The sequence below is a fragment of the Methylophaga thalassica genome, from assembly GCF_030159795.1.
Lineage (GTDB): Bacteria > Pseudomonadota > Gammaproteobacteria > Nitrosococcales > Methylophagaceae > Methylophaga > Methylophaga thalassica.
In genome coordinates, this window is the sequence record NZ_BSND01000005.1 from 324,436 (window position 1) to 350,627 (window position 26,192).

General features: G+C 44.6%; 28 protein-coding genes. 22 read left to right on the forward strand and 6 right to left on the reverse strand.

The annotated features are described in order from the left end of the window. The first annotated feature begins 2 nt into the window (after positions 1-2). The 3 genes from ubiH to QQL60_RS08735 all read left to right on the forward strand — a co-directional run bounded on the left by ubiH (position 3) and on the right by QQL60_RS08735 (position 3,077). Positions 3-1,208, forward strand: coding sequence for a 2-octaprenyl-6-methoxyphenyl hydroxylase (ubiH, locus tag QQL60_RS08725; RefSeq protein ID WP_284723081.1), 1,206 nt, complete (start codon positions 3-5; stop codon positions 1,206-1,208). Continuing rightward, complete coding sequence (locus QQL60_RS08730; RefSeq protein WP_284723082.1) at positions 1,205-2,419, forward strand: UbiH/UbiF/VisC/COQ6 family ubiquinone biosynthesis hydroxylase; 1,215 nt, start codon at positions 1,205-1,207, stop codon at positions 2,417-2,419. Before ubiH ends, QQL60_RS08730 begins: the two co-directional genes overlap by 4 nt. Before the next feature lie 64 nt (positions 2,420-2,483). Next, positions 2,484-3,077 carry a DUF502 domain-containing protein gene (locus QQL60_RS08735; protein ID WP_284723083.1) on the forward strand — a complete coding sequence of 198 codons (594 nt, stop codon included), beginning with the start codon at positions 2,484-2,486 and terminating at the stop codon, positions 3,075-3,077. Here the strand turns inward: QQL60_RS08735 and QQL60_RS08740 are convergent. The 3 genes from QQL60_RS08740 to rhlB are packed head-to-tail and all read right to left on the reverse strand — an operon-like array spanning position 3,070 to position 5,381. Next, entirely contained in the window at positions 3,070-3,762 is a 693-nt protein-coding gene (locus QQL60_RS08740) for a hypothetical protein (RefSeq protein ID WP_284723084.1), read from the reverse strand. The genes QQL60_RS08735 and QQL60_RS08740 overlap by 8 nt on opposite strands. Next, positions 3,749-4,093, reverse strand: coding sequence for a hypothetical protein (locus QQL60_RS08745; RefSeq protein ID WP_007146620.1), 345 nt, complete (start codon positions 4,091-4,093; stop codon positions 3,749-3,751). The genes QQL60_RS08740 and QQL60_RS08745 overlap by 14 nt, the downstream gene beginning before the upstream one ends. Next, complete coding sequence (gene rhlB / locus QQL60_RS08750) at positions 4,077-5,381, reverse strand: ATP-dependent RNA helicase RhlB (RefSeq protein ID WP_007146621.1); 1,305 nt, start codon at positions 5,379-5,381, stop codon at positions 4,077-4,079. Before rhlB ends, QQL60_RS08745 begins: the two co-directional genes overlap by 17 nt. A 98-nt stretch (positions 5,382-5,479) precedes the next feature. Between rhlB and trxA the strand changes: the two genes are divergently transcribed. The 9 genes from trxA (at position 5,480) to QQL60_RS08795 (ending at position 13,523) form a co-directional block, all read left to right on the forward strand. After that, entirely contained in the window at positions 5,480-5,806 is a 327-nt protein-coding gene (gene trxA, locus QQL60_RS08755; protein WP_007146622.1) for a thioredoxin TrxA, read from the forward strand. Between the two features lie 179 nt (positions 5,807-5,985). Beyond that, complete coding sequence (uvrD, locus tag QQL60_RS08760; protein WP_284723326.1) at positions 5,986-8,154, forward strand: DNA helicase II; 2,169 nt, start codon at positions 5,986-5,988, stop codon at positions 8,152-8,154. 15 nt (positions 8,155-8,169) lie between these two features. Beyond that, the gene (locus QQL60_RS08765; protein ID WP_284723085.1) at positions 8,170-9,279 is read left to right on the forward strand and encodes a TRAP transporter substrate-binding protein; all 1,110 of its coding nucleotides are present in this window, start codon (positions 8,170-8,172) and stop codon (positions 9,277-9,279) included. Then, a complete protein-coding gene (locus QQL60_RS08770; RefSeq protein ID WP_284723086.1) occupies positions 9,276-9,527 on the forward strand; it encodes a hypothetical protein in 252 nt (83 codons plus the stop codon). Before QQL60_RS08765 ends, QQL60_RS08770 begins: the two co-directional genes overlap by 4 nt. Beyond that, positions 9,528-10,037 (forward strand): DUF411 domain-containing protein, encoded by a 510-nt coding sequence (locus QQL60_RS08775; RefSeq protein ID WP_284723087.1) that lies wholly within the window; start codon positions 9,528-9,530, stop codon positions 10,035-10,037. A gap of 2 nt (positions 10,038-10,039) precedes the next feature. Next, on the forward strand, positions 10,040-10,909 hold the full coding sequence (locus QQL60_RS08780; RefSeq protein WP_284723088.1) for a DMT family transporter: 870 nt from the start codon (positions 10,040-10,042) through the stop codon (positions 10,907-10,909). A 54-nt stretch (positions 10,910-10,963) separates the two neighbouring features. Further along, a complete protein-coding gene (locus QQL60_RS08785) occupies positions 10,964-11,833 on the forward strand; it encodes an SMP-30/gluconolactonase/LRE family protein (protein WP_273179850.1) in 870 nt (289 codons plus the stop codon). Further along, a complete protein-coding gene (locus tag QQL60_RS08790; protein ID WP_284723089.1) occupies positions 11,834-13,045 on the forward strand; it encodes a DEAD/DEAH box helicase in 1,212 nt (403 codons plus the stop codon). Beyond that, on the forward strand, positions 13,032-13,523 hold the full coding sequence (locus QQL60_RS08795) for a paraquat-inducible protein A (protein WP_284723090.1): 492 nt from the start codon (positions 13,032-13,034) through the stop codon (positions 13,521-13,523). The genes QQL60_RS08790 and QQL60_RS08795 overlap by 14 nt, the downstream gene beginning before the upstream one ends. Here QQL60_RS08795 and ppc read toward each other — a convergent pair. Next, the gene (ppc, locus tag QQL60_RS08800) at positions 13,520-16,363 is read right to left on the reverse strand and encodes a phosphoenolpyruvate carboxylase (RefSeq protein ID WP_284723091.1); all 2,844 of its coding nucleotides are present in this window, start codon (positions 16,361-16,363) and stop codon (positions 13,520-13,522) included. The two genes, QQL60_RS08795 and ppc, sit on opposite strands and share 4 nt — an antisense overlap. Positions 16,364-16,367: 4 nt before the next feature. Beyond that, a complete protein-coding gene (glgA, locus tag QQL60_RS08805) occupies positions 16,368-17,831 on the reverse strand; it encodes a glycogen synthase GlgA (protein WP_273179840.1) in 1,464 nt (487 codons plus the stop codon). 79 nt (positions 17,832-17,910) lie between these two features. On the opposite strand from glgA, the gene zwf reads away from it, so the two are divergent. Further along, entirely contained in the window at positions 17,911-19,380 is a 1,470-nt protein-coding gene (zwf, locus tag QQL60_RS08810; RefSeq protein ID WP_007146633.1) for a glucose-6-phosphate dehydrogenase, read from the forward strand. 61 nt (positions 19,381-19,441) lie between these two features. On the opposite strand, the gene asd is transcribed toward zwf, so the two are convergent. Further along, positions 19,442-20,332, reverse strand: coding sequence for an archaetidylserine decarboxylase (gene asd, locus QQL60_RS08815; RefSeq protein WP_284723092.1), 891 nt, complete (start codon positions 20,330-20,332; stop codon positions 19,442-19,444). A gap of 83 nt (positions 20,333-20,415) precedes the next feature. Here asd and QQL60_RS08820 point away from each other — a divergent pair, with 83 nt between their 5' ends. From QQL60_RS08820 to flhB, 9 genes are read left to right on the forward strand one after another with little or no spacing between them, the layout of a single operon-like run. Then, positions 20,416-20,826: a flagellar basal body-associated FliL family protein gene (locus QQL60_RS08820; RefSeq protein WP_007146635.1), complete on the forward strand. Its 411-nt coding sequence runs from the start codon at positions 20,416-20,418 to the stop codon at positions 20,824-20,826. Between the two features lie 50 nt (positions 20,827-20,876). Continuing rightward, on the forward strand, positions 20,877-21,374 hold the full coding sequence (locus QQL60_RS08825; RefSeq protein ID WP_284723093.1) for a flagellar basal body-associated FliL family protein: 498 nt from the start codon (positions 20,877-20,879) through the stop codon (positions 21,372-21,374). Positions 21,375-21,376: 2 nt separating this feature from the next. Further along, on the forward strand, positions 21,377-22,399 hold the full coding sequence (gene fliM / locus QQL60_RS08830) for a flagellar motor switch protein FliM (protein ID WP_284723094.1): 1,023 nt from the start codon (positions 21,377-21,379) through the stop codon (positions 22,397-22,399). After that, positions 22,396-22,854: a flagellar motor switch protein FliN gene (gene fliN / locus QQL60_RS08835; RefSeq protein WP_007146638.1), complete on the forward strand. Its 459-nt coding sequence runs from the start codon at positions 22,396-22,398 to the stop codon at positions 22,852-22,854. Before fliM ends, fliN begins: the two co-directional genes overlap by 4 nt. Continuing rightward, on the forward strand, positions 22,854-23,276 hold the full coding sequence (gene fliO, locus QQL60_RS08840; RefSeq protein ID WP_284723095.1) for a flagellar biosynthetic protein FliO: 423 nt from the start codon (positions 22,854-22,856) through the stop codon (positions 23,274-23,276). Before fliN ends, fliO begins: the two co-directional genes overlap by 1 nt. Next, positions 23,273-24,007: a flagellar type III secretion system pore protein FliP gene (gene fliP / locus QQL60_RS08845; RefSeq protein ID WP_007146640.1), complete on the forward strand. Its 735-nt coding sequence runs from the start codon at positions 23,273-23,275 to the stop codon at positions 24,005-24,007. Before fliO ends, fliP begins: the two co-directional genes overlap by 4 nt. A gap of 2 nt (positions 24,008-24,009) precedes the next feature. Then, positions 24,010-24,279, forward strand: coding sequence for a flagellar biosynthesis protein FliQ (fliQ, locus tag QQL60_RS08850; RefSeq protein WP_007146641.1), 270 nt, complete (start codon positions 24,010-24,012; stop codon positions 24,277-24,279). 2 nt (positions 24,280-24,281) lie between these two features. Beyond that, positions 24,282-25,064, forward strand: a complete 783-nt coding sequence (fliR, locus tag QQL60_RS08855; RefSeq protein ID WP_273179824.1) for a flagellar biosynthetic protein FliR — start codon at positions 24,282-24,284, stop codon at positions 25,062-25,064. Then, on the forward strand, positions 25,057-26,190 hold the full coding sequence (gene flhB / locus QQL60_RS08860; protein WP_284451067.1) for a flagellar biosynthesis protein FlhB: 1,134 nt from the start codon (positions 25,057-25,059) through the stop codon (positions 26,188-26,190). Before fliR ends, flhB begins: the two co-directional genes overlap by 8 nt. The last annotated feature ends 2 nt before the right edge of the window (positions 26,191-26,192 follow it).

Genomic DNA, 26,192 nt, shown 5'->3' on the forward strand with positions numbered 1-26,192 from the left:
ACGTGAATCACGGCGTATTTGATGTGCTCATTGTGGGGGGAGGCATGGCGGGAGCCAGCCTTGCTATCGCATTAAAAAATAGTCAGTTAAAAATTGGTCTTATTGAAGCCAAATCATTAGAGACTGATTCACAACCCAGTTACGATGATCGTGGTATTGCGCTCAGTTATGGCTCACAGCGCATATTTGACACCATGGGTATCTGGTCTCACATTGCTCAGCATGCCAGCCCCATTCATCATATTCATGTGTCTGAACGCGGCCGATTCGGCGTTACCCGCTTATCTGCTGAACAAGAACAAGTGCCTGCTTTAGGACAAGTTATCACTGCCAGACATTTAGGTCACAGCCTTAACCGCCAATTACTGAAACTTAGTAATCTGACATTATTCTGCCCTGCCTCGGTAACGAGTGTCTTAACTGAGACTGATAAAGTTAAGGTCACCTTGGGTGATGGAGCAGTATTAGAGACAAAATTGATTGTCGCCGCTGATGGCCGCAATTCCACTATCCGCCATTACCTGAAATTAGGGGCGTGGGAGCAAGATTACAATCAGGTTGCTGTCACGGCCAATATATCTACGGATAAACCTCATCAGGGATGGGCATACGAACGTTTCACAGCCTCTGGTCCTATGGCTTTGTTACCAATGACTGACAAACGAAGTAGTCTGGTATGGACTGTTAAGGCAGGTGAGCAAGAGGCGTTGCTGGCGATGCCAGAACAAGCGTTTCTGAAACAATTACAGAGCGAATTTGGCTATCGTGCCGGTCGCTTTACTCGTGTCGGCCAGCGAAATAGTCATCCCTTAATTCTGATGCAAGCGGATATGCCTGTTCAGCCAAGGATCGTATTTATTGGTAATGCCGCTCACAGTCTGCATCCTATTGCCGGACAAGGCTTTAATTTGGGACTGCGTGATGTTGCCGTATTAGCAGAACATCTGTTTAACGCAAAAGACTGCGGTGATGCAGAACTACTCAAAAACTATCAGGAACAACGCCAACAAGACCAGAATCAAGTGGTCAAATCCACTGATCAGTTGGTCAAATTATTCAGTAACAATATCCCTGTTTTGGGTCATCTGCGAGGCGCAGGCCTGACATTAGTTGACGCCATGCCAGTGATGAAACACTGGCTTGCCACAAAAAGTATGGGCTTGGCGCAGGCACAGCCAAAATTAGCCAGAGGTGTTCCACTAACATGAAACAAGAATATGACATTGCGATTGTCGGTGGCGGTATGGTTGGCTCTTGTCTGGCCTTAGCATTATCGCGCCACAGTGACTTTAGTATTGCCCTGATTGAAGCGCAGACATTTGAAGCTTTAGCTGAAGATGCCCCTTTTGATATCCGGGTTAGCGCCTTAACCAAGGGCAGTGAGAATATTTTAAAAACGCTCAATATCTGGTCAATGATACCCACATCCCGGTTATCCGCATTTTCTGATATGAAAGTCTGGGAAACAACAGACAGTGAACTGCATTTTAATAGTGCGGATATGGGGGCAGCTAACCTCGGCCACATTATCGAAAACCGACAATTGCAGCAAACCAGTTTCTCTCTATGTCAGCAGCAGCCCAATATTGATGTAATTACACCGGCAAAACCGATCGCTATTGAATACCAGCAACTTCATCTCGACAATGATCGTACACTGAAAACGAAACTGATCATTGCTGCTGATGGCGCACATTCCGCCATAAAAGCGTTCGCTGACATTGAAACGAAAGGCTGGACGTATCAACAAAAAGGCTTGGTGTGCAATGTCACCACAACGTCCTCACATGAGCAGACGGCATGGCAACGCTTTTTACCGGAAGGCCCTCTTGCTTTCCTGCCTCTCGCAGATAGTCACCAGTGTTCTATCGTCTGGACTTTGAGCTCTGACAATGCCGATCGTTTATTGGCACTGCCTGATGATGAGTTTATTAACGAGCTCAATATCGCTTTTGAAGAACGTGTTGGTAAAGTCACAAAAATCAGTCATCGCAATGCTTTCCCTTTACAGTTACGCCATGCTCACACCTATATCAAACCAGGTTTAGTTCTTGTCGGTGATGCTGCTCATACAATTCATCCACTGGCTGGGCAAGGCGTTAATATTGGTCTATTAGATGCGGCAACCTTGGCTGAAGTCATTATTACTGCAGCCCAGCAAGGCCGAGATATTGGCCAGTTACATACATTACAAAAATATCAGCGACAACGGCATGCGGATAATCTGCTGATGCAAATGAGTATGGATATGATTAAGCGTGTATTCACTAACTCTCTGACACCAGTAAAATGGTTACGTCAATTGGGTTTACGCCAGGTCAATAAAAGCCGTTTACTAAAAAACCTGTTTATGCAGCAAGCGGCAAGCCGATCCTTTGCCACTCCCAAATTAGCTGAACGCCTTCATGATCATCACTAGTTGAAAAATAAGGCTGACAGACCTGTCTGTTTTTGATGACTTACCCTACTCCACGGAGCCATGTATGTTTCGATTTCTTACCCGTCAATTTCTGACCGGCCTTATCACAATACTGCCTATCACCATAACGCTCTATCTGATTTACTGGGTTATTTCTTCAACTGAACAGGCGTTAAGTCACGTCATTAAGTTTATCCTGCCTGAGTATATGTATTGGCCTGGCATGGGATTTCTTGCTGCCATTGCCTTGATTTTTTCACTCGGCATCATGATGCGGCTCTATGTTTTCAAACGCTTATTCAAATTTGCAGAAAGTCTGCTTTATCACTTACCTGTTATCAAATCGATATATGGCAGCATGCATGACTTTTTCCATTACTTCACCCCCGGTCGAGAAACAGAGTTTCAACAAGTTGTCGCCGTCAAACTCGATAATGGTATGGAAATGATTGGTTTTATTACACTGGATAATGCCGAACATTTACCGACACAAGATGATGAAGAACGCGTGCTGGTCTATTTTCCGATGAGTTACAACATCGGTGGTTACCCAGTCATTATGCCAAGACGCTTGTTGAAACCTGTTGATATGACCATGGAACAGGCGATGCGCTTTGTATTAACCGCTGGTGTCGCGGGTCATACAAAACCTAAATAGGTAGGAAAGCTAATGTGGCCGCCCTGACGACAAAAGTCTTGATAATACGGCCATTTTTCTGGGCTATGATTTGAGCAAGATTATCTTGTGTCGCTATCATTTTTCCAAATATACGCTGATAGCTTAAATTACGTACTTCCCCTGAAAGGCTGTCACTGAGCATAAGTAAATTACCCTCAGAGTCACGTTTTTTTGCCAGTAACCAGGCAGCAATTTCGATGTTACGCGCACTGTTGTATAGTTTTTGCTGATCGATAGAAGTCAGATAAAAAAACTCGCTATGATTATCGTAAGACGCCATCAGCATTTTTCTTAAGCCGATAATATAGGCCAGCACACGATCTCCCTGAAAGCGTTCATCCAACGCAAGCCGGATAATATCGGTGGGTTTTCTGATGATGGCCCATTCGGGATAGATAAAGTCGACCTGTCTGGAGAATGTTCTCTCTACACTCTCTTTTATGGTTCTGACATCCCTGTCATGGCGCAGATTTGGATTACGTTTATAAAGCTTAAACATCAACCTTTTGAGCTGAGCCATAACAGCTTGCTGGTGAACTTCTATCACCTCATCTATATCGCTCTTAGCCAGTCGAGAAACGCCAGGCTCAGACTGTCCGTTATTTCCGCTTGTCGCGCACCCCATTAAAAAGCAGACAAGCCATAAAACACTAAACCATCTCATCCACTATTTGCCCTCCTGATGGCTTGGTGTTATCTAAATTCTCAATATACAAATACTGCTGCACTGTTTTTGGTAACACTGTCGATTTTTGTTCAGACTGAGACGATTCACTTTCAGTGCTAATAAAATAACGAATAAACTGTGCTTGTTGGCTATCTTGTGCTGATACCACAGGGGTAACAATATTGGAGGTATCGGCTTGTTCTTTATCAATCAGCGTTAAACTGGTTTCAACAGCAGAATCAAAAGTAACAGGTAAACGTGAGCTATTGCGTGATTCAGCGGGAACCAGCGGATAGAAATTAGCTTGTCTGTTATTGTTTATCTGCATGTGAATTTACGCCATTTCTCGGCTTGTTACGCCTGCGTCTGGGTTTTTCTGGTTTATTCACGTCATGTCTTTTTCGCTGCGGTATCGCTTCTTTTTCTCTTTTCACCCGCGGTTTTGGAGTTTCTAAGTGTTCATCAGACGTCGAAGCCAAGGGTAATTTATGCTTAATATAAGCCTCAATATCCGGTAATGAAAACACATATTCTTCACAAGCTAAACTAATGGCCACACCACTGGCGCCGGCACGGGCTGTACGGCCTGTTCTGTGCACATAATCTTCCACATCTTGAGGTAAGTCATAATTAAACACGTGACTGACTGCAGGAATATGCAGGCCTCGCGCAGCGACATCGGTGGCGACAAGAAAAGGAAACTCACCATCCTGAAAATGCTGTAACAGACGCTCGCGTTTTTTTTGCGGTACATCGCCAGAAAGTAATGAAGCTTTGTACCCATTTCCTTCTAAATAGCCCCAAACTACTTCAGCAGCTTGTTTGGTATTCACAAAAATAATGCCTCGCTCTGGGTTTAACCGAGCAATCAACGCAAGTAATAATGGAATCTTTTCATCATTCGCCGGGTAATACACCCATTCTTCAATACGATCGCCCATCATTTTTTCAGGCTCAACCTGAACCTTTTCCGGGTTATTCATATGTTCATAGGCGAGTTCACTGACTTTGTAACTCAAGGTGGCGGAAAACAACATGCCTAAACGTTGTTCGGGTTTGGGAATGCGGCGCAGGAAATAACGCACATCTTTAATAAAGCCAAGATCAAACATCCGATCCGCTTCATCCAGCACCACCACATCAATAAATTTTAAACTGAAAACATGCTGTTTCTGATAATCCAGCAAGCGTCCGGGTGTACCAATCAAAATATCCAGACCACCAGTAATCATATCTCGCTGACGTTGGTAATCTTTGCCACCATGAGCGATGCCTATGCGTAAATTTGATTCCACATTCAGTTTTTCCGCATCCTTGGCTATCTGAATGGCTAATTCGCGAGTTGGCGCCAGGATTAGTGCTCTGGGTTGTTTTCCATCCCAGTTTTCCGCAGGGGCTTTTTCAAGTAAACACTGGAAAGTCGCCAGTAAAAAAGCGATGGTTTTTCCTGTTCCTGTCTGTGCCTGACCAGCGACATCGCGCCCGGATAATAATAGTGGCAGCGCAGATGCTTGGATCGGCGTGCAAAATTCGAATCCGGCCTGTGCCAGCCCGGCTTTTAGTGAAGCGTGGAGTGGCAAGGATGAGAAGGCCTGCTCGGTTAGATGTGCACTCATAGAATACTTGCATTACCTTTTATGATAGGAAAAAATGTTAGGCTATATCGTATGGGAGTATAGACCCACGATACTTTATATACCACTGGAGATAAAACATGAGCGAAAACGTCACCCACGTGACCGATGGCGACTTTGATAGCCAAGTACTACAGTCTGACCTGCCTGTGTTGGTCGATTACTGGGCTGAATGGTGCGGTCCATGCAAAATGATCGCCCCTGTATTGGATGAAATCGCGACCGAGTACGCTGGTAAATTGAAAGTTTGCAAACTGAATATTGACGAAAACCAGGACACTCCACCACGTTACGGTATCCGTGGTATCCCAACATTGATGCTATTTAAAGACGGTGAAGTCGAAGCAACAAAAGTGGGTGCTTTAACGAAATCACAATTGGCTGCATTTTTAGACAGCAATATTTAAAAAAATGAACTCCCCGCCGGATATCCTCAGCGGGGAGTTTGCTTTTTAAGCTTGTGAGTTATGCCGGCTATTCATCAGCCCCCCGCCTGGCTGGTAATGCATGACCACCCTCGACCAGTACATTCAGTCACATCTGATAATGCGCTGGTTTCTTTATGCCTGAACTATATGATCACAAAATGGATGTCTCAGAACTTTTAAATGACCTAAATAAACCACAACGTGAAGCCGTTGCTGCTCCGTTGGGCCACGCCAGAATATTAGCGGGTGCCGGCAGTGGTAAAACGCGTGTATTAGTTCATCGTATCGCCTGGCTGATTCAGGCTGAAGGTTTCTCGGCGGGCAATATTCTTGCTGTTACCTTTACCAACAAAGCTGCCGCTGAAATGCGTGGTCGAATTGAAGACATTCTGGGCTACCCACCCGGCGGAATGTGGGTAGGCACATTCCATGGTCTGGCGCATCGTTTACTCCGATCTCACTGGAAAGAGGCAGAACTGCCACAGAACTTTCAGATTCTTGATAGTGATGACCAACTGCGGATGTTAAAACGCATCATCCGAGCCATGGAACTTGATGAAGCCCAGTGGCCACCCAAACAGGCTCAGTGGTACATCAATGCTCAGAAGGACGAAGGTCTCAGAGCTAAAGACATTCAAGCCGGCCATGATCCTTATTCAAAAAATATGCTGGCGATTTATAGTGCCTACGAACAGGCCTGTCAGCGCGCTGGTGTGATTGATTTTGGTGAAATATTACTCAGAAGCCATGAACTGTGGTTAAAACGTCCCGATATTCTGGCGCAATATCAGCAGCGGTTTAAACAAATTTTAGTCGACGAATTTCAGGATACCAATACCCTGCAATATGCCTGGTTACGTATGTTAGCTGGCAGTAGCGGACACCTTTTCATCGTCGGTGATGATGACCAATCGATATACGGTTGGCGTGGTGCTCGCATTGAAAATATCCAACAGTTTGATAAAGACTACCAAGGTGCCAGCACCATCCGTCTGGAACAAAACTATCGCTCCACCGGGAATATTCTCAAAGCAGCGAATGCGGTTATCGCCAATAATAGTGAGCGTTTAGGCAAAGAACTCTGGACTGAAGATGATGATGGTGATCTCATCCAGATTTACAACGCTTATAACGAGCGCGATGAAGCTTCTTATCTGGTAGAACAAATCCGCAAATGGGTTGAAAATGGCGGTAAACGCAGTGATGCTGCCGTGCTGTATCGCTCCAACGCCCAATCACGTGTCATTGAGGAAGCCTTATTACAAGCAGCCATGCCCTATCGGGTTTATGGTGGCTTACGCTTCTTCGAGCGAGCCGAAATCAAGGATGTGCTTTCTTATTTACGGCTGGTATCAAATCGTCTCGACGATGCCGCCTTCGAACGTATCGTTAACACCCCGACCCGAGGCATAGGGGCGGCCACGCTGACACAATTGCGTCAATATGCCCGTGAGCGCGGTATTTCCATGTGGCATAGCGCTATTGAAATGCTGAATGCTAAAACTTTCGCTGCCCGTGCTGGCAATGCATTGGCGGCTTTTCTCACCTTGATTGATTCGCTAACGCCTGAGCAAGAAGGTGTGATGTCTTTAAACGAAATCACCCAACTGGTTATCGATGAAAGTGGTTTAAAAGCCCATTATGCGAAAGATAAAACTGAAAAAGGTCAGGGCCGGTTAGACAATCTAGAGGAATTAATCTCCGCCACCAAACAGTTTCACAAGCCTGAAGAAGCTGAAGATATGTCCGATCTGGATGCGTTTCTTGCCCATGCCGCACTGGAGGCAGGTGAGAATCAGGCCGATCGCTGGGAAGACTGCGTGCAGTTAATGACGCTTCATTCGGCTAAAGGTCTGGAGTTTCCTATCGTCTTTATGGTGGGAATGGAAGAAGGCCTTTTCCCTGGACAGAAATCCAGTGATGATCCGGTTCGACTCGCTGAAGAAAGACGTCTTTGCTACGTCGGTATGACACGTGCCAGAAAGACGTTATATCTCCTATTCACAGAATCGCGTTTCCTTTACGGGCAGGAGATGATGCAACGGCCTTCCCGTTTTTTGAGCGAATTACCCAGCAGCTGTACAGAAGAAGTTCGTGCTCGCAATAATCACATTAGCCCAAGCATCAATGGTGTTCGTGGTCGGGAAAGTCAGACATTAAATGAAACCAGCATCAAAACTGGACAACAAGTTCATCATCAAAAATTTGGCCCCGGTGTTGTGGTAGATACTGAAGGTTCAGGTAAAAATGCACGGGTACAAGTCAACTTTAAGCATGCAGGAAGTAAGTGGTTGGTACTTGCTTATGCTAAATTAGACATACTTTAATCAGGGATATTATCTATGTTGGCATCATGTTTATCACGTTCATTCATTGTGGGTTTTCTCGCCCTGATGTTGACCTCATGTGGACAAAGTGATCCATCTCAGTCCGTCACTGATAATACAACGAACAATAAGACCTACCGCTGGAAAATGGTCACGACATGGCCACCAGGCTTCCCTGTTTTACAAGAAGGGGCTGAACGTTTTGCCGCTAATATCAAAGCGATGTCCAATGGTCGTCTGGAAATTAAAGTTTATGCAGGTGGTGAACTGATTCCTGCTTTGCAGGTATTTGAAGCCGTGTCACAAGGTACGGTAGAAATGGGTCATGGCAGTGCCTATTACTGGGCCGGTAAAGTACCTGAAGCCCAGTTCTTTTCTACCGTGCCTTTTGGTATGACTGCTTTAGGTATGAATTCATGGCTATACGATGGCGGCGGTCTCGAATTATGGCGTGAAATCTATAAACCGTTTCATGTCATCCCCTTCCCACTTGGTAATACGGGTGTTCAGATGGGTGGCTGGTTTAATAAAGAAATCAACTCCGTTGATGATCTGCAAGGTCTAAAAATGCGTATTCCTGGCTTAGGCGGCAAAGTATTGGCTAAAGCTGGCGGTAACCCTGTTTTATTGGCTGGTAGCGAAGTTTATAGTGCGCTTGAACGTAATACCATTGATGCCACTGAATGGATTGGTCCATACCATGATGAGCGTTTAGGCCTTTACCGTGCTGCACAGCATTATTATTATCCGGGCTGGCATGAACCGGGCACCGTACTCGAATTAACCGTCAATGAACGTGCTTGGAATAGCTTACCGGCAGATCTACAGGCAATCGTCACTAATGCCGCACAAGCAGAAAACCTGACTATGTTGTCAGAAATGGAACACAAAAATGCCGAGGCATTACAGATTTTAAAAGCCCGCGATGACATCACCATTGCACCATTTCCTGATGATGTTTTACAACGTTTAAAAACCTTATCTGAAGAGACATTAGCCGAAGAAGCGGCGAAAAATCCTAAGTTTAAACGTGTGTATGAGGCATATCAGGCATTTCGTAAGAAAGATGCTGCCTGGTCTGAAATCTCTGAGCGTAGCTATCTTAATATTGAACCGGCACAATGATTTTTTTGATCTTTACCACTGAAGGCTTAGCAGAAGCCGCTGCAGAGATAAAAGCAGAGAAAGCCACACTCTGGCTGAATCCTGGTCTACAAGAAAATGATAAATTGTCTGGGTTTATCGCTGCAGGTTGTGATTGTTATTTTCTACCCGAACAGGTTGATGCAGGCAATGAGAAAGCGGTATTAAATGCCTTAAGTCACGTAGAAAAAAATAGTCGTGACAATGAAATCTATGTTGAATATTTATAAATGAAAAATGTCCTTTTTATCGTCTTTTGTTTGATCAGTTTGCCTGTATTTGCCGACTCAGAGTGGGCTGCCTCAGATGTCCAAGTGGATAAACCGATTGATATCAAGGTTTACCGTAACCCTGATTGCCAATGCTGCCACAAATGGATGACTTACCTGGAAGATCACGGTTTTCATGTTATTGATCAACCAACACACAATCTTGATGCCATAAAAGAGAAGCTCGGTGTGCCCAGTGCGATGCACTCCTGCCACACTGCCGTGGTAGACGGTTATGCTATTGAGGGCCATGTACCAGCAGAAGACATTATGCGCTTATTAACCCAAAAGCCGGATATCACCGGACTCGCCGTGCCACAAATGCCTGTCGGCACACCCGGAATGGAAATGGGACTGCGTAAAGATAACTTTGCTGTTATCGAATTTAATCAAGCACAGCAATATTCTATTTTTACAACATACCAAGTTGATAAGAATCACCAATATCAGGCCAGCACAACCGAGGAATAACGATGGAAGTGCTCGTTGTGCTGAGCAGGTTACTGTTCTCGGCATTTTCTAATGTTTTTCAAAAGCAGCTGACTCACCGTGGTTTTGACTCACTGTTTATTGTGTTTAGTGCTTACCTTGTTCTGGCTGTAATTTGTCTGCCATTACTGTTCTTATTTGATCCGTTTTCGCTGACGCCCACGTTCTGGATCAATATTTTTTTTGCTGCTTTACTCGACATGGCCGGTACGGTGTATCTGGTGATGTCATTGTCAAAAACTGATTTATCTGTATTCGGCCCATTGAATGCCTATAAAGTCGTTGTTTCAATGATTTTGGCAATGATCTTTATTGGTGAAATACCAAACCTGCAAGGTTTCTTTGGTGTCGCTGTTATCGTTGCCGGTAGTTATTTTTTATTTCCAGCTAAAACAACTCAGCAGAGCCGCATCAAGACCTTATTGAAAGATAAAGGTGTTCAATACCGTTTTTTATCTATTCTGCTTTTTTCTATCGGCACCCTGCCTCTTAAAACAGCTGTGGTTAATGGCGGCGCCTTAGCGACAACCGTTTTCTGGTGTCTATTCGGACTACCACTGGCTGCCATGACCGAATGGTTTTTCATCAAAGGCAAGCTGCAAGAAAACATGACAAAAGCACAGGGAAATATTCAGTCGTTTATTTATCTGGGTTGTCTGATCTTTCTGATGCAATACATGACAATGCTGGTATTTTCACACCTATTCGTCGCTTATTCTCTGGCATTATTTCAGTTAAGTATGGTGTTACAGGTTTTCTTGGGCTACCGTATTTTTAATGAACAATATATATGGCGGCGTCTGTCAGCCTGCCTGGTGATGGTTGCTGGCAGTTTACTGGTGTTAAACGCTTGAGCGAGATCAGGCGTCGCCTGTTATCATGCACTCAGATTGCTAATGGAGAATACAATGAAACGGTTAACTGTCATGCTGACCGGCCTGTTCATGTCAATGCACGTTTTTGCCAACACCATACTGACACCAGTATGGACGAGTCCGGCAGAACTCAAAAACCCTGAGTCCGTTATCTACGATCCGATAACAAAATTGTTATACGTCTCGAACGTCAATGGTAGCCCACTTGATGTTGATGGCAATGGCTTTATCAGCCAATTATCTGTAGATGGCAAGATACAAAAACTGCATTGGCTGGATGAACTCAATGCACCCAAAGGCCTGGCACTGAATGGCAATAATCTCTATGTTTCTGACATTAATGAGTTAGTCGTCATTGATATTGCTGAGCAACGGATTATTAAACGTTATCCTGCCGAAGGGGCAAAATTTCTTAATGATGTTGCGGTGGATAAACAAGGTAATGTCTATGTAAGCGATATGATGACAGATCGCATCTATCGTTTAGCTGATGACAAATTTGATATCTGGATGGAAGACCCAGCGCTGGAAGCTCCCAACGGTTTACTGGTAGAACACAATAATTTAATCGTCGCCAGTTGGGGCCATATGACCAATGGCTTTGAAACCGAAACACCAGGTCATTTAAAAATCATTGATCTCATTACTCACCAAATGAAAAGCCTGGGAGATCAATCTCCTGCAGGTAATCTTGATGGCATTGAAGCTGATGGACAGGGTAACTACCTGGTCACTGACTGGCTCAATGGTCGTTTATTAAAAATTACACCTCAGGGTCACAGTGAAACCTTGATTGAGTTTAATCAGGGTAGTGCTGATCACACCGTGATGCCAGAGAAAGACCTCGTTATTGTTCCGATGATGATGGATAACGTCATCACCGCATTCCGGATAAATCGTTAAATGTCATTTGAAGATCTCTTACTAGAAGACAGCCTGTTAAGTGCAATTTCTGCTCAAGGCTATACTGAACCCACCCCAATACAAACAGAAACTATACCGCTTATTCTGGCAGGTCAGGATGTACTGGCCTGTGCAGCGACAGGTACAGGAAAAACAGCGGCCTTTGTGCTGCCTTTATTGCAAAAACTGTGGGATAGAAAGCAGCGTTCGCATGAACCTGTTGCCTTAATTCTGGCGCCGACACGTGAGCTGGCATTTCAGATCCAGCACGTGATAAAAACATTTAGTAAACAAGATCCTATTGATATTGCGATGATTACCGGCGGTCAGGCGCCCGCAGCACAACAAAAGTTTTTGGATGAAGGTTGTGATGTCATTATCGCCACACCTGGTCGTCTATTAAATTTAGTTGAACAAGATCAGGCCGATTTATCACTGATTGAATTTGTGGTGATTGATGAAGCTGATCGTATGCTGGATATGGGACAAGGTCCGGATGTAGCGACACTGTTAGCCTCCATTACAACCGCTTTTCAAACCTGTTTATTTTCCGCCACCCTGGCTGGTGCCGGTGTTGAGATTTTTGCTAATACCTTATTGCCTGATGCCACACGAGTGGATGTGAATGCCTCTAATCAGTACGCAGAACAAGTACAACAACGTGTTTATCTGGCTGATAACCGTGAGCATAAACAGGCTTTATTAACAGCCGTTATCAACTTAGATGACTGTAAAAGTGCTTTAGTGTTTTGTAATAAAAAAGAACGCGCTGATGAAGTCGCTGACTATCTGCAGTCACAAAACATTTCTGCCCAAGTTGTGCATGGTGAATTTTCACAAGCAGATCGACGCGAACGTACCCGCAAATTTCGCCAGGGTAAAACCAAAGTATTAGTGGCGACTGACGTTGCCTCTCGCGGCCTGGATTTACCACAGGTAAGCCATGTCATTAATTATGACGTGCCATTCCGCGGCGACATCTATATTCACCGAGTGGGCAGAACCGGTCGGGCCGGGCAGTCAGGGATTGCTGTCAATCTAGTGGAAGCACACGATCAAAAAAACCTGGAACGTATCCAGCATCATATCGGCCAAACTCTGCCGGTGGTCAAAATGAAAGGTCTGGCTCCAAAGGGTAAAGCCAACAAACAAAAAAGCAAAAAATCAGCAAGCAATCGCTATATCGCTAAAAAAGATCGTGCTCCGGAATAAATCAGCTAAGTCAGTCAATCTGTTACGCTGCTTATTAGTCATAAGCAGCGTGTTGTTGTTGGCAGGGCTGTTTATGCCCATGCTGACGATTACGCAATTTCTGGTCATCAGTGATGATTTCTCGGTGATTTCCGGTATCACTGAACTCTGGAAAGCACAAAAGTACGTATTATTTTTTATTATCGGCAGTTTTAGCATTGTGATGCCATTAGCCAAAATCGGCCTACTGTTTCGTTTATTACAGGCAGACTCGCATCCGACACCGGTAAAAATGAAATTATTAAATCTCATGCATGACTATGGTCGCTGGGCGATGCTCGACGTTATGGTGGTTGCGATGCTGATTGTCACCGTCAAACTAGGCGCTATTGCCAGTATTCAAATTCACCCGGGCTTGTACGTGTTTGGCGCAGCCGTATTACTGATTATGCTGACCACGCAACTGACAGTGAATGCATTACGCAGTCAGACAGACTAACCCGTATTTCGCATCCCTGCCGAAATTGCACTAATGGTTCGTAACAGCGGATCAAGCCATTTATCGCGTTCTTCTTCGGAAAGGGCATTTTCACGATAACGCTGCAATAACAGAATCTGGATATAGTTAATCGGGTCCAGATACGGCTCGCGTCTGCGCAGAGAGGAGCGCAGTGCCGGTGTTTCCGACATGAGTTTATCTTCATTCACCACCAGCAACACCTGTTTCACCGTACGATGATATTCGGCTGAAATCACCTCAAACACCTGCTGCCCCTGAAACGCATCTTCACACAACGCCGCATAACGGCGAGCGATATTCATATCCGCCTTCGATAGAGACATTTGAGTATTACTCAACAGTGCACTAAAGAAACGCCACTCCTTCACCATTCTGCGTAATGTTTCAATTTTTTCAGGGTCATTCTGATGCCATTGTTCCAGCGCAGTGCCGATGCCATACCATGCCGGTAAAGTATGTCGTGACTGCGCCCAGGAGAAGACCCAACCGATAGCCCGTACTGAGGCTTTGGAACGATCGCCCTGTTTACGGTGCGACGGCCTGGAACCAATATTCATCATGCCGATTTCTGTGACCGGACACACCTCATAAAAGTAATCCAGAAAACCCGCTGTATTTTCTGTTAATTTACGGTAACTCTGCTCACCCACGGTGGTGAGTTGATGCATAACGTCCATAAAGGCAGGTTCATCATGGCCGGTCTCGGCCACCAGACTACGCGAAGCCTTCATTAATCCAGACACACCCATACCTAATTCATAGGCGGCTGTTTCGATATTGCCATACTTAAACGACAACACTTCGCCTTGCTCAGTGAACTTGATCTGTCCTTGCACCGTACCAACAGGCTGAGAGAGAATCGCATCATGAGTTGGGCCACCACCGCGACCAATGGTGCCACCACGGCCATGGAACATTCGGCATTTCACACCATGTTGTTCTGCCAGATGGCTTATGCGCTGCTGCGCCTGATATAAATTCCATACCGAAGCCAGAATACCGCCATCTTTACAGGAATCAGAATAGCCGAGCATGACTTCCTGTAAATTGCCCGAAGCCGTTAATAAACGACGATAATGTTCATTTTCCAGCAAGGCCGACATCACCGGTTCAATGTGTGATAAATCTTCAATGGTTTCAAACAGCGGTGAAACCCGAAGCAGACAGAACGTCTCCCCATTCTCCTGATAACCACATAAGCCCGCAAAGCGGCCTAGCGTTAACACTTCGAGAATATGGCTCGCCTGATGTGTCATCGATATCACATAGCTGCCAAATGCATTCGCGCTGACTTCTTTTTGTAATCGATTCATCAGTTGAAACACTGACAATATCTCTTTATTTTGCCCTTCTAATTTGGGTAATGGTGGTAATTCATGTCTTGCCAGCAGATCGGTGAGTAAAGACTGGCGTTGTGTTTCATCCAACTGTTGATAATCTTCACATAAGCCCGTTTGACGAAGAACCTGTGCCACTGCCTCAGTGTGTAATGTCGATTCCTGACGTACATCCAGGTGATATAAATAAAAGCCAAACGTTTCTACCAGTCGAATCAAATCGGTCAGTTCACTGCCGGCCAGATCGGCATCACCGTGTGAGACTAATGAATGATGAATGATGCGGAGATCCTGCAATAATTCCTCTTCATTCTGATAAGCCAGCCCCAATGAAGTGGGTTCAAGATCAGGACGAAAATATTGCTGCAATAGACGTAAATTATCTTCCAGCCGATGCCGCATCATATAAAGTTTTCGACGGTAAGGTTCATTCAGGAACCGATCTGGTTTGGCTCTGAAGGCACCGGCATAACGCTGCTCGGATTCATCAATATTCGCCGCTAATTCGTCACTGATTTGGCACAAAGGCTGTGAATGCGTGAGTTGGTAACTCAGTTTAGTGACATCTTCCAGATAACGCCGGATCACCGTACGTTTCTGTAACTGAATTGCCATATCAGTTGTTTCTGCGGTCACGAAAGGATTACCATCACGGTCACCACCAATCCATGAACCAAACTGAATATAACCCGGCACTTTAAATGTCGCACCCGCCGCGATTTCCTCTTTATAAACCCGGCGAATCGCATTTTCCATATTGCGATAACTTCTAGGCACCGCATCAAACAGGCTCACGTTGAAATAATAAAGACCATTCTTAATTTCATCACGCACGGTGGGTTTAACTGCACGCACTTCATCCGTTGACCACAGTAGTTGCACCTGTTTTTTTATCTCTGCCCGTGTGCGCTCTTCTTCAAAAGCCGTTAACGGATCATTGGTCAGCTTTTCATCAAGTAAGAAAATACGACGCAGGATTTCCATCAAGGTACGACGTTTTGACTCGGTCGGATGCGCCGTAAATACAGGCATATACACCATGGTATCCATCATATGCTGTAATTGCTCGAGGGTGACGCCTTCCTGTTTAAACTGGGTCAGGGTATCTAGATAGGACCCGTGCCATAAATCACGACCGTTACGAAGCTGGATCAGTCGGTTATGGTAGTTAAACGCTTCTTCCGCCGTATTTAGCAGACTGAAATACAAATTAAACGCCCGAATCACTTCACGGAGTGTCGTCGCATCCAGGGTATTCAGAAAACTTAATAACTCTGTTCGTAATAAAGCGTTATCGTCCTTGCGAAGATTGATAAAGCCCTTACGTAATCGCTCTACCGTCTCATAGACCTCACGGCCGGCACGCTCATCAATAACTTCACCAAGGATATGGCCAAGAAAGCGGACGTGTTGGCGCAGCTCTTTATCGTCAAGCATAGATAATTGCTCGACCGTACTTAGTACAGGTTCATAATCTGTCATAGTTTCAACGTTCGTTTACATGGTGATAGAGATCGATATAGATATTGGCGCTGTTTTCCCAACTGAAATCCCCCTCCATTGCGGTGATCATCAGTTTTCGCCATATCCGCGGATGCTGAAACAGTGCGATAGCGCGTTCCAGTGTTTCATATAAAGCTTCTGCTGAAGCCTCGTCAAAACAAAATCCATTAGCGGTGCCGGATTTACGGTTGTCGTCGTTAGCATCAACGACGGTATCAGCCAGGCCGCCGGTATTACGCACAATTGGCAGGGTACCATAACGCAGACTATACATCTGATTCAGGCCACAAGGCTCGAAACGGGACGGCATTAGAAAAACATCAACGCCAGCCTCAATCTGATGCGAAAGCTTTTCGTCATAGCCAATTGTTAATGCCACTTTATCAGGAAAACGGGCACGAAGTACACGTAATGCTTGCTCAAAATCTGATTCACCACTGCCCAGACAAATCAGCTGAACATCCTGTCCTTGTTCCAGTAAGCGTGTCACGGCTTCTATCGACAGATCAATGCCCTTTTGTGACACCAAACGGCTTATCAAGCCAATGAATAATGTCTGTTCAGATTGAGGTAAATAAAACTTTTGCTGCAATGCCTGCTTATTTTTCTTTTTACGGTTCGGTGTTTTTACTGAATAGTGATAATTCAAATAGGGATCAATGGCCGGATTCCACTCTTCATAATCAATCCCGTTTAAGATACCGCTTAAACGCCCCTGCTCAGCCCGATAAGATAATAAACCTTCTAAACCGTAACCAAATTCAGCATGACAAATCTCTTTGGCATAAGTTGGACTCACCGTTGTAATCTGATCACTAAAAATCAGGCCTGCTTTCATAAATGACATCAGCCCATAAAACTCTAGCCCCTCAATAGACCAGAGCGTTTCAGGTAAGTCGAGCGCATCAAACACCGGGCGTTCAAATAATCCCTGATAGGCCATATTATGGATAGTGAAAATGGTGTCAGGTTTATTTTCTCTCGGCGATAACAGAGCCGGCGCCAAACCCGTTTGCCAATCATTACAATGCAAAATATCCGGTTTCCAGTCCAGACCAGCTTCATCCATGGCCAAGGCTACAATGGCGCGACAAAACAGACTAAAGCGAGCCGCATTATCCTCCCAGTCGTAACCATCAGGGTGGCTGTAAGGGCCACCATTTCTGTCAAAGTGATATGGTGAATTTAATAACCATACGATAACTTCGGTACCTGGTAATCGCGCTTCGATTATCTCTACAGGCATGTGATAACCATCCAGTTTCAATGTCGCGACTATTTGAATCTTTTCAATTTTTTGCAGGCATTGGCGATAGGCAGGCATAAAAATTCTGACATCTTGTCCATGTTGCGCCAGAGCAGTCGGTAAGCTGGCAGAAACATCAGCCAAGCCGCCGGTTTTCATTAAAGGATGAACTTCACTACTGGCAAAAAGAATTTTTCGCACGCTTATCTCCCAAAAATTGTACAATTCTCCAAATTATATACGGTCAACGGCTGAGTAATAGCCTGCAACGGGAGAAATCATGCAATCTTGTACCATTGTTATTTTTGGCGCCACAGGCGACTTATCTAAGAAAAAGTTATTGCCTGCTTTATACCATCTTGATGCGGAAAAGCGTTTAACGGCAGATACACGCATTATCTGTATGGGTCGTCGCGAATCCAGTCAAGAAGATTGGAAAGCACAGGTCACAGAATTTGTCAGCCCCAAAGCACGTGGCGGCGTGAATAGTGATCTTCTCAACACATTCCTGGACCGTATTCATTATTTCCAATGCGACATTAATGATGCATTCAGCTATCACGAATTGAATACATTAATTACTTCAGAAGAAAATAATTTCTCACAGAACATTGTTTTCTATCTCTCTATCGCCCCTGCTTTATTCGGTGTTGTGGGAGATCAGTTAGCCGCCGTTGGCCTGAATAAAGAAGATAATGGCTGGCGTCACCTAGTGGTGGAAAAACCCTTTGGTTACGACCAGAAGAGCGCTGAAGAATTAGAAGGTATTTTGCGCAAAAACTTCACAGAACAACAAACCTATCGTATTGATCATTATCTAGGTAAAGGCACTGTACAGAATATTTTTGTATTCCGCTTTGCTAACTTGTTGCTGGAGCCATTATGGAACCGTAACTATATTGATCACGTCCAGATTACTCATGCTGAACAACAAGGCGTTGGTGGCCGCGCCGGTTACTACGATACCTCTGGCGCGCTGCGCGATATGATCCAAAGTCACTTGATGCAAGTCATGGCACTCGTGGCAATGGAACCGCCAGCAGACTTAGGTGATGAATCATTACGCGATGAAAAAGTAAAAGTCCTAAAAGCAATTCGTCCTATTACTGAAGATATCGTCGATGACCATGCCTTCCGCGCACAATATGCGGCAGGTGAAGTCAATGGTAAAAAAGAACCTGGTTATCTGGAAGATGATGAAGTACCTAATGACAGCGTGACAGAAACTTACGCCGCTATGAAGCTTTATATCGATAACTGGCGTTGGCGCGGTGTACCGTTCTATTTAAGAACGGGTAAATGCATGCCTGAATCTAAAGCGATGATTGCTATCCGCTTTAAGAAACCACCTCAAGAATTATTTAAAGATACGGTGATTGGTGACAGTCATGCCAACTGGATCGTCATGGGGCTGCAACCAGACAATACCTTACGTATTGAACTGCAAGCCAAACAACCTGGTTTAGAATTAAGCAACCACACAGTGGCACTTGAAACAGTTGAAACCGAAGACACAAAACACCGCTTAGATGCCTATGAGGCATTAATTCTGGATGCTATTTTAGGTGACCGCTCACTGTTCCTTCGCTCTGATGAAGTCAACCTGGCATGGAAAGTCGTTGATCCTGTCATCGAGAAATGGGCAAAAGATAAAAGCTTTGTTCACACCTACCCTGCGGGTACATGGGGACCTGAAGAAGTAAGCCGTATTCAGGACAATTCATGTCACGCATGGCGCAACAACATTTAATCTGTTCTACAACAAAAAAGCCGGCTTCAAGCCGGCTTTTTTATTTCATCTATATACAAACTTAATTCATCGCCTGCCCGAGTTGAATTTTTTTCTCTGGCTGCCATTCTTGATTAAAGGGTTTCATACCAGCAGGTAATAACATCACTACCGTCGAGCCCATATTAAACCGGCCCATTTCCTGGCCTTTTTCAAATGATAGCGCTTCATCTCCTACATAAGTCCAGTTTTCGATTGTTTTACCATAAGGTGGAGTTATCTGGCCGGCCCATACCGTTTCCATACTGCCAACAAAAATAGCTCCCACCAATACCAAAACAACATCACCAAATTCCGTGTCAAATACACAAATAACACGTTCATTACGAGCAAATAATCGGGGTACGGCTCTCGCGGTTCGAGGATTAACTGAAAATAATTTTCCAGGCACATAACGCATTGCCTTTAACTTTCCTGCTACCGGCATGTGGATACGATGATAATCGCGAGGTGATAAATAAATGGTGGCAAATTGCCCATTATCGTAGCGCTGCGCCAACGCCTTATCGCCCCCCAATAATTCTTCAACACTGTAACTTCGCCCCTTAGCCTGAACAATGGTTTGCTCAATGATAGGTCCTATTTGACTCACGGCCCCATCGACGGGTGAAACAACCACATCCTTTCCTGCAGCAAGGGGACGAATGCCCTGACGAAGTTCACGCGTAAAGAAAGCATTGAAGCTTGGATAAAAATTACGATCAGACACCGCAGCTTCACTCAAGTTGACGTCAAACTTCCAAGTAATAAAACGGATAAATGCATTCTTAAACCATGTCATCTGACTATGTGTCAGCGCATGCATGATGACAGATAAGGTATGCTGCGGAATCACATACTGCGGCAACGTCAAAATCACATCAGATAGTTTGCTGAACCAAGAAGGTTGTTGGTGTTTTTGCGTTTTACTCATGCCTGCCTCTTTAACCAATTGCCCAAGCTTGTCATAATTCTGTGTAAACCTTTATCGAAATAAATCATGGAGTATAACAAGCAATGAAGAAGTCGCTGTCGCTAATCACCATCTTATTAATGTCTCTGTTAGTGACGCCGATTCATGCTGCTGATGAAAGCGAGAAAACACCACCTGTTTATTACAAAATCGAAGAACCCTTCACTATCAACTTTGTTAATCAGAGTCAGAAACGAGCACGCTACCTGCAAATCAAAGTTGCTTTAATGGCTTCAAGCCAGGAAGCTATGGATAGTGCTGTACTCAATCTGCCCATGATTCAGGATGAGTTAAGAACATTGTTTTCACAACAAACATACGAGTCGGTGACGACGATACAAGGCAGAGAAAAATTAGATGCTCTTGCAACTGAACGCGTACAAAAAGTACTACAAGAAGAAACAGGCAACAGTGATATCAAAAAAGTCTATTTTACGAGTTTCATTCTCCAATAAGCGGCACACTCTTTGCTTAAGATAAACTAACAAAACGGAATAACAATACCATGGCTGAAGAACGCGAAGACATTGAAATTACTGAAGGCAAAGGTGGTAAGAAAAAACTGCTGATTATCATCATTGCTGCATTAGTACTGATCGGAGGCGGTGTAGCGGCATTTTTGCTAATGAGTGGCGGTGACGAACAGGCTGAAGAAGAGAAAGTTGAAGTCAAACAACCCCCTATTTATTACGCCATTGAAGAACCTTTCATTGTGAATTTCTCTGAGCAAAGCAAAGGCGAAGTGAAATACATGCAGATCAAACTTAAGGTTAAAGCCCGCTCTCAGGATGTGATTGATGCGGTCACGCTTAACCTGCCAGCGATTCAACATGAGCTAAATATGCTGTTCTTTAGTCAAAATTATGACGAACTTCAGACTGTCGAAGGTACCAAAGCCTTGCAACAAGCTTGTTTAAATACCATAAATGAAATTTTGAAAAATGAATCTTCCGTTGATGGACAACTGGAAGCCGTCTACTTTACCAGCTTCATAATGCAATAATCATGGCTGTTCATGACATCCTTTCACAAGATGAAGTAGATGCGCTGCTTAATGGCTTGGGTGATGGCGATCTTGAAACTGATTCATCAGACAATAATGCCAATGTAGGCACCCGACCATACGACTTCGGCAATGAAGAACGTATCATCCGTGGCCGGATGCCAACCCTGGAAATGATTAATGAGCGTTTTGGTCGTTATTTAAGGATCAGCCTTTTTAATATGCTGCGCCGCTCTGCTGAAATCTCAGTGGGCGGTGTGCAGGTGATGAAATTCTCTGAGTACATACACACTTTATTTGTACCGACCAGTCTGAACTTGATTCATCTACATCCGCTCAGAGGCACGGGCTTGGTGGTGTTTGAGCCCAAATTAGTCTTTACATTTTTAGATAATTTTTTTGGTGGAGATGGTCGTTTTCAAGCACGTATTGAAGGAAGAGAGTTCACCTCAACCGAGCTACGCGTCATCAATATGGTTCTCAACCTCTGTTTCAAAGACCTGACTGAAGCCTGGTCGCCAGTGATGCCGGTTGAATTCGAGTTTGTTAACCACGAAGTCAATCCACAATTTGCCAATATTGTGAATCCAAGTGAAGTCGTGGTTATCTCTACCTTCCATGTCGATTTAGACGGTGGCAGTGGCGATATCCACATTACTTTCCCCTACTCTATGCTTGAACCTATTCGTGAGTTGCTGGACACCGGCTTACAAAGTGACCGCAGCATGGATGATGGACGCTGGGAAAAATCCATGCGTGAAGAAATTATGCTGGCTGATGTAGAGCTCTGGGCAAACTTAGCTCAAGCCACATTATCACTTGGACAAATAATGAAATTAAAACCAGGGGATATCATCCCGATTGATATGCCCAAGCAAGTCACGACCATGGTAGAAGACATTCCCATGTTTCGTGCCACATTTGGTGAACATCATGAAAAAACGGCATTAAAAATCATGGAAATTATTGAACATCCTCACGATACAAGTTCAACGATCCACCTGAAAAAAGGTAAAAAATTATGAGTGAAGACACCCAGACACAAGATCAGGAATTGGCTGACGAATGGGCGGCTGCACTGGAACAACAAGGTGATGCCGATGGTGCTGAAGAGGATCCATGGGCAGCCGCTTTAGAAGAGCAAGCTGAATCAGAAGCCAGTCAAAAAGCGAATCCTGCTCCAGTAGCCAAGCTTGATGATGAAGGAAGACCAAAATCAGATGTCGATCTGGATATGGTGATGGATATTCCTGTCACTATCTCAATGGAAATTGGTCGTACCAAAATCAGTATTCGTAACCTTTTACAACTCAGTCAGGGCTCAGTGGTTGAGCTAGATAGACTGGCGGGTGAACCGATGGATGTGCTTGTCAACGATACTCTAATTGCCCATGGTGAAGTTGTTGTGGTTAACGATAAGTTTGGTATTCGTCTGACGGATATTATCAGCACATCAGAACGTATCAAGAAATTGCGCTGATGAAAAAACTCTGGCCTCTCATAATCGGCTTGGGCTTTTCAGTATCAAGCTATGCTGCTACTGAGTCCGCGACGCATAGCCTAAACCAGTCACCACTGTCCGCCCTTAATTTATTGCAAACCTTATTTGGTTTGTTACTGGTTCTGGCCTGTATTGTCGCCGTAGCTTGGCTACTGAAACGGACAAATCGCTTTCACGCCGCCGCCAACGGTAAATTAAAGGTCATTGCAGGCATTCCGTTGGGTACCAGAGAGCGTGTCATTTTGGTACAAATCGGTGAAGAACAATTATTACTTGGGGTAACGGCTCAACAGATTAATACCTTACACAAACTGGAAACACCGTTAACAGAGATCGAATCGTCATCTCCCAATGAATTCGCCAATAAACTTCGCCAGTTAATGCAACGAGGTGATACATGATACGACTGTTGCTGAGTCTATGCTTATTGGCATTTCCATTAATCAGTCTCGCTGATCCCGGCATTCCGGCTGTGACGGTGACTGATGGTGAAGGTGGACAAAGCTATAGCGTCACCTTACAAATTCTGGCATTAATGACGGCGCTCACATTACTGCCTGCTGCTTTAATGATGATGACCTCTTTCACCCGGATTATTATTGTCTTAGCAATATTACGTCAGGCGATTGGTGTGCAATCCACCCCCTCCAATCAGGTACTCATCGGCTTAGCCTTGTTTCTGACTATTTTTATCATGCATCCGGTGTTTAACCATGCATACAATGATGGCATTGTGCCGTATATGAATGGCGACATCGAGTTTACGCAAGCTATTGAACAGACTGGGCAACCGTTTAAAGAATTTATGCTTGCTCAAACACGGGAAAGTGATATTGCCTTATTTGCTTCTATTGGCGGCTATGAAGAAATGCAAACACCGCAGGATATTCCCTACAGTTTGTTACTACCCTCATTTGTGACCAGTGAACTTAAAACTGCGTTTCAGATTGGGTTTCTGATTTTTATTCCGTTTCTGATTATTGATTTAGTGGTGGCCAGTGTGCTGATGGCAATGGGGATGATGATGCTTTCTCCTATGTTGATATCACTACCCTTTAAATTAATGCTGTTCGTACTTATTGATGGATGGGCACTCCTTATGGGTACCTTAGCTTCGAGTTTTTACGTGTAATTATGACGCCAGAAACCGTTCTCACCGTGATGCAGCAGACCTTACAGATCATCTCGATTTTGATCGCTGCTATTTTACTACCCGCACTGTTGATTGGGCTTCTGGTCAGCATGTTTCAGGCGGCGACTTCAATCAATGAACAAACGTTGAGTTTTATTCCTAAACTGTTTATCACCCTGCTTGTACTGGTGATGGCCGGACCATGGATGCTGGAAATGGTGCTTGGCTTCACTCGTCGTTTGTATGAAGAAATACCGTTTCTTATCGGTTAATGATGGAAATCAGCACCGCTGAGATTACCGGTATGTTAGGGCTTTATATGTGGCCCTTCATTCGTATTGCAGCCATGATCATGGTCTCCCCGATTTTTAGTAGTAATTTTTTAAGTACCCGCACACGCATCATTATCGCCCTGGCCATCAGTATTATTCTGGTACCGAATATCCCCGCCAGTATGCCTAGCGTTGAACCGCTAAGTGTCGAAGGTTTATTGATCATCGCTCAGCAAATTCTGATTGGCGCCTGCATGGGCTTTATGCTGCAATTACTGTTCAATGCCTTTATCGTTGCCGGGCAAATCATTGCGATGCAGATGGGGTTGGGCTTTGCCTCCATGGTTGACCCACAAAACGGCGTACTGGTCCCGGTCATCAGTCAGTTTTATCTGATTTTTATCACATTACTGTTTATCACCGTAGATGGGCATTTGATTCTAATTAAGGTGTTATCCGAAAGTTTTGTCACCATGCCGATTTCTGCAAGCGGCTTAACCCCTACTGATCTTCGGGATATTGCTGCTCAGGCAAGTTGGATGTTTGCTGCTGGCGTCATTATTGCTTTACCTGCGATAGGTTCCATTATGATGGTCAATTTAGCGTTTGGTATCTTATCGCGTGCTGCACCGCAAATCAGTCCATTCTCTATCGGCTTTCCGATGACCATTGTGATGGGGTTTGTCATTATGTTTGTGACCTTGCCATTAGTGGCTGATCACTTACTGGAGATGACAGATCACATATTACAACTGATAAGGTTAATGGTGGTTCAGGATGGCTGAGCAAACTGGACAAGAAAAAACAGAACAGCCTACGGGCAAGCGTTTAGAAGACGCCCGACAAAAAGGCCAGGTTCCACGTTCAAAAGAATTAACTACGGTGATGGTTCTGGTAGCCAGTGCCATCGCTCTTTTTTTTATGGGAAGCAGTCTGATTGCGGATATGGCTGCGGTCATGAATGAATCCCTTACCCTGACCCAAAAACAAATATTTGATCCGATGGCGATGGTGCATCATTTCATGCATATGATCGAAATTATTTCTTTTGATTTGGGCATGTTCCTTGCCGTCACTGTCTTTGCAGCACTGGCAGCACCAGCCCTCATAGGCGGCTGGAATTTTTCCACACAAGCCATGGCGTTTAAACCTGAAAAAATGGATCCCATTAAGGGGCTTAAACGCGTTTTTGGTCCTCAAGGTTTAGCTGAGCTGGCAAAAGCCTTAGGTAAATTCATTCTTATTGGTGCTATATCTACCGCAATTTTGTGGGGAATACGTGACCAATTATTGACGCTTGGCAGCCAGGAAGTGAACGTTGCCATGACCGATTTAGGTTATTTAACGTTGTGGGTATTTCTTGCAATCACAGCCAGTTTGATTTTAATCGCACTCATCGACGTGCCATTTCAATTATGGAATCACAACCGTCAACTGCGGATGACCAAGCAGGAAGTCAAAGATGAAATGAAACAAACAGACGGTAACCCTGAAGTCAAAGGTCGTATCAGACGTATGCAGATTCAAATGTCCCAGCAGCGGATGATGCAGGATATTCCCTCAGCGGATGTCGTTATTACTAACCCGACTCATTACGCTGTCGCGCTTCGTTATGATCAATCTCGTCCTGGCGCACCTATTGTTGTGGCTAAAGGCGCAGATTTGATTTCACAACAAATTCGACTGGTGGCACAAAATAATGAAGTCCCTATTCTGGCAGCACCACCGCTGACTCGTGCCGTATATTATTCAACAGAAATCGGCGAAGAAATTCCATCTGGTCTATATATTGCAGTAGCTCAGGTACTGGCTTTTGTATTCCAATTGCGTCGCTACCGAAAACAAGGTGGCAAGAAACCGCATTTGAATCCAGAAGATTTGCCAATACCTGAAGAATTTAGACGAGATTAACG

Coding starts and splice junctions, on each gene's coding strand:
- fliR (WP_273179824.1), top strand. CDS start 24,282: ATGGAAATCAGCACCGCTGAGATTACCGGTATGTTAGGGCTTTATATG.
- QQL60_RS08745 (WP_007146620.1), bottom strand. CDS start 4,093: ATGCAGATAAACAATAACAGACAAGCTAATTTCTATCCGCTGGTTCCC.
- rhlB (WP_007146621.1), bottom strand. CDS start 5,381: ATGAGTGCACATCTAACCGAGCAGGCCTTCTCATCCTTGCCACTCCAC.
- QQL60_RS08820 (WP_007146635.1), top strand. CDS start 20,416: ATGAAGAAGTCGCTGTCGCTAATCACCATCTTATTAATGTCTCTGTTA.
- fliN (WP_007146638.1), top strand. CDS start 22,396: ATGAGTGAAGACACCCAGACACAAGATCAGGAATTGGCTGACGAATGG.
- fliO (WP_284723095.1), top strand. CDS start 22,854: ATGAAAAAACTCTGGCCTCTCATAATCGGCTTGGGCTTTTCAGTATCA.
- QQL60_RS08740 (WP_284723084.1), bottom strand. CDS start 3,762: ATGAGATGGTTTAGTGTTTTATGGCTTGTCTGCTTTTTAATGGGGTGC.
- QQL60_RS08775 (WP_284723087.1), top strand. CDS start 9,528: ATGAAAAATGTCCTTTTTATCGTCTTTTGTTTGATCAGTTTGCCTGTA.
- QQL60_RS08730 (WP_284723082.1), top strand. CDS start 1,205: ATGAAACAAGAATATGACATTGCGATTGTCGGTGGCGGTATGGTTGGC.
- trxA (WP_007146622.1), top strand. CDS start 5,480: ATGAGCGAAAACGTCACCCACGTGACCGATGGCGACTTTGATAGCCAA.
- QQL60_RS08780 (WP_284723088.1), top strand. CDS start 10,040: ATGGAAGTGCTCGTTGTGCTGAGCAGGTTACTGTTCTCGGCATTTTCT.
- QQL60_RS08765 (WP_284723085.1), top strand. CDS start 8,170: ATGTTGGCATCATGTTTATCACGTTCATTCATTGTGGGTTTTCTCGCC.
- fliP (WP_007146640.1), top strand. CDS start 23,273: ATGATACGACTGTTGCTGAGTCTATGCTTATTGGCATTTCCATTAATC.
- ppc (WP_284723091.1), bottom strand. CDS start 16,363: ATGACAGATTATGAACCTGTACTAAGTACGGTCGAGCAATTATCTATG.
- QQL60_RS08825 (WP_284723093.1), top strand. CDS start 20,877: ATGGCTGAAGAACGCGAAGACATTGAAATTACTGAAGGCAAAGGTGGT.
- fliQ (WP_007146641.1), top strand. CDS start 24,010: ATGACGCCAGAAACCGTTCTCACCGTGATGCAGCAGACCTTACAGATC.
- QQL60_RS08785 (WP_273179850.1), top strand. CDS start 10,964: ATGAAACGGTTAACTGTCATGCTGACCGGCCTGTTCATGTCAATGCAC.
- flhB (WP_284451067.1), top strand. CDS start 25,057: ATGGCTGAGCAAACTGGACAAGAAAAAACAGAACAGCCTACGGGCAAG.
- uvrD (WP_284723326.1), top strand. CDS start 5,986: ATGGATGTCTCAGAACTTTTAAATGACCTAAATAAACCACAACGTGAA.
- QQL60_RS08735 (WP_284723083.1), top strand. CDS start 2,484: ATGTTTCGATTTCTTACCCGTCAATTTCTGACCGGCCTTATCACAATA.
- fliM (WP_284723094.1), top strand. CDS start 21,377: ATGGCTGTTCATGACATCCTTTCACAAGATGAAGTAGATGCGCTGCTT.
- zwf (WP_007146633.1), top strand. CDS start 17,911: ATGCAATCTTGTACCATTGTTATTTTTGGCGCCACAGGCGACTTATCT.
- asd (WP_284723092.1), bottom strand. CDS start 20,332: ATGAGTAAAACGCAAAAACACCAACAACCTTCTTGGTTCAGCAAACTA.
- QQL60_RS08770 (WP_284723086.1), top strand. CDS start 9,276: ATGATTTTTTTGATCTTTACCACTGAAGGCTTAGCAGAAGCCGCTGCA.
- QQL60_RS08790 (WP_284723089.1), top strand. CDS start 11,834: ATGTCATTTGAAGATCTCTTACTAGAAGACAGCCTGTTAAGTGCAATT.